4 protein-coding genes are annotated in these 3,799 nt (G+C 60.3%); all 4 read right to left on the bottom strand.

The window, feature by feature from the left end:
- Nucleotides 1–153: 153 nt before the first annotated feature.
- Genes QZ213_RS25810 through QZ213_RS25795 form a run of 4 tightly spaced genes read right to left on the bottom strand, consistent with a single transcriptional unit; the run spans nucleotide 154 to nucleotide 3,566 of the window.
- The gene (locus QZ213_RS25810) at nucleotides 154–750 is read right to left on the bottom strand and encodes a c-type cytochrome (RefSeq protein ID WP_291688893.1); all 597 of its coding nucleotides are present in this window, start codon (nucleotides 748–750) and stop codon (nucleotides 154–156) included.
- A gap of 60 nt (nucleotides 751–810) precedes the next feature.
- Nucleotides 811–1,455, bottom strand: coding sequence for a c-type cytochrome (locus tag QZ213_RS25805; protein WP_291688892.1), 645 nt, complete (start codon nucleotides 1,453–1,455; stop codon nucleotides 811–813).
- A gap of 59 nt (nucleotides 1,456–1,514) precedes the next feature.
- A complete protein-coding gene (locus tag QZ213_RS25800) occupies nucleotides 1,515–2,285 on the bottom strand; it encodes an outer membrane beta-barrel protein (RefSeq protein WP_291688891.1) in 771 nt (256 codons plus the stop codon).
- Nucleotides 2,286–2,315: 30 nt separating this feature from the next.
- Nucleotides 2,316–3,566 (bottom strand): cytochrome C, encoded by a 1,251-nt coding sequence (locus QZ213_RS25795; RefSeq protein WP_291688890.1) that lies wholly within the window; start codon nucleotides 3,564–3,566, stop codon nucleotides 2,316–2,318.
- Between the last annotated feature and the right edge of the window lie 233 nt (nucleotides 3,567–3,799).

Below are 3,799 nucleotides of genomic sequence, written 5' to 3'. Positions count from 1 at the left end.
GACAGCCAACGTATTGTTGCACCGAGCGAGAAACTAGCGCGGGGTCCATGCGTCCCCAACACCTTCAGTTGCGAAGCCTGCGGGGCCAATTCCAACCCCGGCGGAGTGTTGACGTTGTGGCATGATCGCGACCGCTTCCATCGCGGCGCAGCTTTATTTGACAAAGCTCAGATACGAGGCGAGCGCCTCGATTTCATTCGGGCCAAGATGGCTCGCAACCATCGGCATCGGAGACTCCGTACCCGAATGATAGCCCTGGCCCCATTGCTCAAGCCGGCCCTTCAAATAGAAATAGGCCAATCCCCCCAGGCGAGGAATATCTCGCACGCCCTCGGCGTTGGGGCCATGACAGGCATAGCAGGACACGATATTGGCTTCAGGGATTCCCTCCAGGTAGATCGTTCTTCCCCGCGACGCGAGCGTGCTGTCGCCGTCATTGGCGCCTTTCGGCGGGATCGCCGCAAAATAATTCGCCAGATCTCGTGCCGTTTGGGAATCGAGGGCTGCGACCGCGTTCCACATGTATTGCTTCGAAAATGGATTATCCCGCGCGTGCTCGCGGAAGCTCCTGATCTGACTCAAGATGTATTGCGGCCTCTGTCCAGCCAGCCGCGGCGCTACCGTATAGCCCTGCGCCCCCGTTCCGTGACACCAGGTGCAGTTGCGAACGGCAGCGCTCTCGCCGGCCCACGAAGGAGCGCTGGAGGCGAGGATCGCCACGATCGCCATTTTCAACCCGATGCGCTTCATGACCCCAGGCTTTCGCGCTTCATGTACCCACCGACATGTCGGCGTATGAGATGGCAGCACTCACTGCAGATAACTGACATAGGCCGCGACCGCTTCAACCTGTGACCGCGTCAGGTTGTGTGCCGTCGGCGCCATGATAGCGGATGTATCAACCGCCGAGCCCTGACCTCGCTCCGTCTTCCAACCCCTCAACTGGCCTACAGTGTACGCGTAGACCTGACCCGCCAGTCGCGGAATTTCATTTTGGCCCTTGCCCTCCGTGCCGTGACAGGCGGAGCAGGCGGGTACGTTGGCTTCGGGAAGTCCTTCTTCAAAGATTTTTTTGCCCTCGGCCAGCGATCCCCTGGGCGCTCCGCCGAACGGTTTGGGATTGAGCCCTCTAAAATGCGTGGCCAGCGCCGTCAGCATCGACGGGCTCAGCACATGCGCGACGTTGAACATGATCGGATTGGTCCGCCTGCGCTCGATGAAGGCCCGCAGCTGAGCCTCGATGTATTCGGGCTGCTGCCCGGCAAGCCGCGGCATCGGAAAGTATCCGAGATACCCCTGGCCCGACAGCCCATGGCAGGTTTTGCAATATTCCAGCTTGGCCTCCAACCCGCCTTGCCTGGCGGGGACGCCGCTGTCCGCCGCGTGACCCGTTGCGGAAAAAACCACTGCCAGAATTACTGCCTGCAGAATCAGCCGCACACTGAGGACTTTCACGATCCGGCCTCCTCGCCTGCCGCCTGACGCGTCCAATTCAACTGAACAGGCTGCGACCATCACAAACCAGGCCCCCAGATATGAAAGTTAAATCCGACCTTGACCACCTGGATGTTCTGCTTGACGTCCACATTGCCCAGAAACAAGTTAGCCGGATCGAACATCGCAATCGTTTTGGTCCCGAACCCATAATAATCATATTCGAGATTGACGGACCAATGCGGCGTGAAGGCCCATTCCACGCCGGCACCCGCGGTCCAGCCAAAACGATTTTCCAGACCCGTAAAGCCGAACGGAATGCCGGTGAATGAACCCGAGACATCGTATCGGTCTGCCGCCATGGCGGCGCCGCCCTTGCCGTAGACCAGCACGTGGTCGAACGCGTAGCCGAGCCGCGCGGTCACGCTGGTGAGGAAATCGGTCTTGGCTTCCACCAGCGCGCTATCGGGATTGCCGGCCGGGAGCCCGACGATGCTGCTCCCCTTCATGGTGGAACCGGCGGCAGCGCCTTCGATGCCGACCACCCAGGAGGAAGCGAACTGATAGTCGCAGCCGATCTGGCCGCCGATCAGGACACCGCGTGGCGACAGGTTTGCAGTGGTAATGCCGGTTGTACTGCCGGGAGCGAATGACTCCTGCACGAGCGCGACCGGATCGGTGATGTCCTTCTGGGCAAAGCCGCCGCCGATTTGGCCACCGAGATAACAGCCGGTCCAGGTGAAGCGCGGCACGAACGGCGCCTCCGAGTTCAGCGGCAAGTCCGCAGCGATCGCGGGTCCCGCCAGGGTCGCTGCCAGCATCGCGGCTTGGGCGAAAAGAAGTTTTCTCATCAGACAATCTCCGTATGCGGACACGTCCGCCTACATTGCAAACCAAGCATGGAGGAACAGGGTGTTGTTGTCGTGGGCGGCGACCGTGGTGCCATTGAACTTGTTGTAGTAGATGTATTGCAGGCCGATGCGGGCATTGAACCACGGGTAGCCGATCATCTTGCTGGCCCCGAACGGAATGTAGGCGATCTCGGCCATCCATCCGTCGCTGTTCGGTGTCAGAGCGTTGCCGGTGTTAGGATCGGTCCCGTAAAGGCCCAAGTCGGCAGTGCCCCAGATATTGAAATATTGCCCGGTGAAGACAACCCTGTTGTCGGCGCCATAGGCAAACGAGGCCTGCAGCTTCAGGCTGTTGAGTTGGTCGGTCGGATTGGAGCCGGCGGTCAGAAAGCTGGCGTTCAGCTGCTGAAGTTCGCGAATGTAGCTGCCGCGCAAGGTCAGCCAGTAATTGTCGCCTTGATACTGATATTGGGTGTCAAAGCCAACGTCGGTGAATCTATCCGCCGTGGGAAGCGTCGCGGTCGTTCCAGTCACAAAACTTGAATCGAGCCACGGATGCACGTCCATGGTCATTCCGAACGCGCCGACCATCAACGTATTCCTGCCCCAGTGTGGCTCCAGCGCAACGCGCCAGTACGGCGCAATGCCGCCGAACTGACCGGGCCCGTCGAACGGATTCATGCCGAGCGAGTTCTGCGCATTGAATCCGAGGGTCTTGTAGGCGGTCAATTCCAGATAAAGCAGGTCATTGATGAACGTGTAGGCACCGACGCCGCCGACGCGCGCGGCAAATGCACCCTCGATCATCGTGCTGGCGGCGGGCGTGCCGGCAAGCGACGATACGGCATAAGGATAAGACCATGCCGGCGTGGTATTCCACACATCCTGGACGGTCGGATTATTGTTGGCCGTGATGCCATAGATAAGATCAAGCGGGCCGATGCGCGCGGTGCTGGCATAGCGGACATCGGCATTGTCCCATGACCACGTGTGCTTGAACTGGTCTGCCGGCTGGCCGGACAGCGCGGACAGCGGATCAGGCGCACTATAGGTCACCTGCGCGAAAGCGCCGATATTATCGGTAATCGCTCCGCCCCAGAATCCACTGAACGGTGTCATCACGACGTTGTCGTTCGCCCGGTAGGGGTCCGTCGGCGGCGCTACGGTCGGTGCCTGTGTATGAGTCAACCCGACGATGGCCATCATCGAGACCGGCGGGACATATTCCTTGTCAGCCTCGGGAGTCGTGGAATTCGGCAGCGACTTAACATAGCCGAGCATCTTTTCGTATTCGGCGCGCGCGTCCTGAGCGCCTTTGGACGAAAACGGGGTCGTCCGGAATTCGCCGCCGCCGGTGGTATAGCCGAGCAGCTTGAACCTGCGGCCATATGGGGTCAGCGCGGGAAAATCGGTGTGACAGGTACCGCAGGGTTGTCCCGTCTGCCGCGCGAAACTCGGCAGGGCTTGCGCCGGCGACGTAAAGCCGATCGTCAGGAAACCGATCGCGAGGGCAA

Origin of the sequence: Bradyrhizobium sp., from assembly GCF_017881085.1 — a bacterium.
In the GTDB taxonomy this organism is placed as follows: domain Bacteria; phylum Pseudomonadota; class Alphaproteobacteria; order Rhizobiales; family Xanthobacteraceae; genus Bradyrhizobium.
This window is presented reverse-complemented; position numbering and strand designations above follow the sequence as displayed.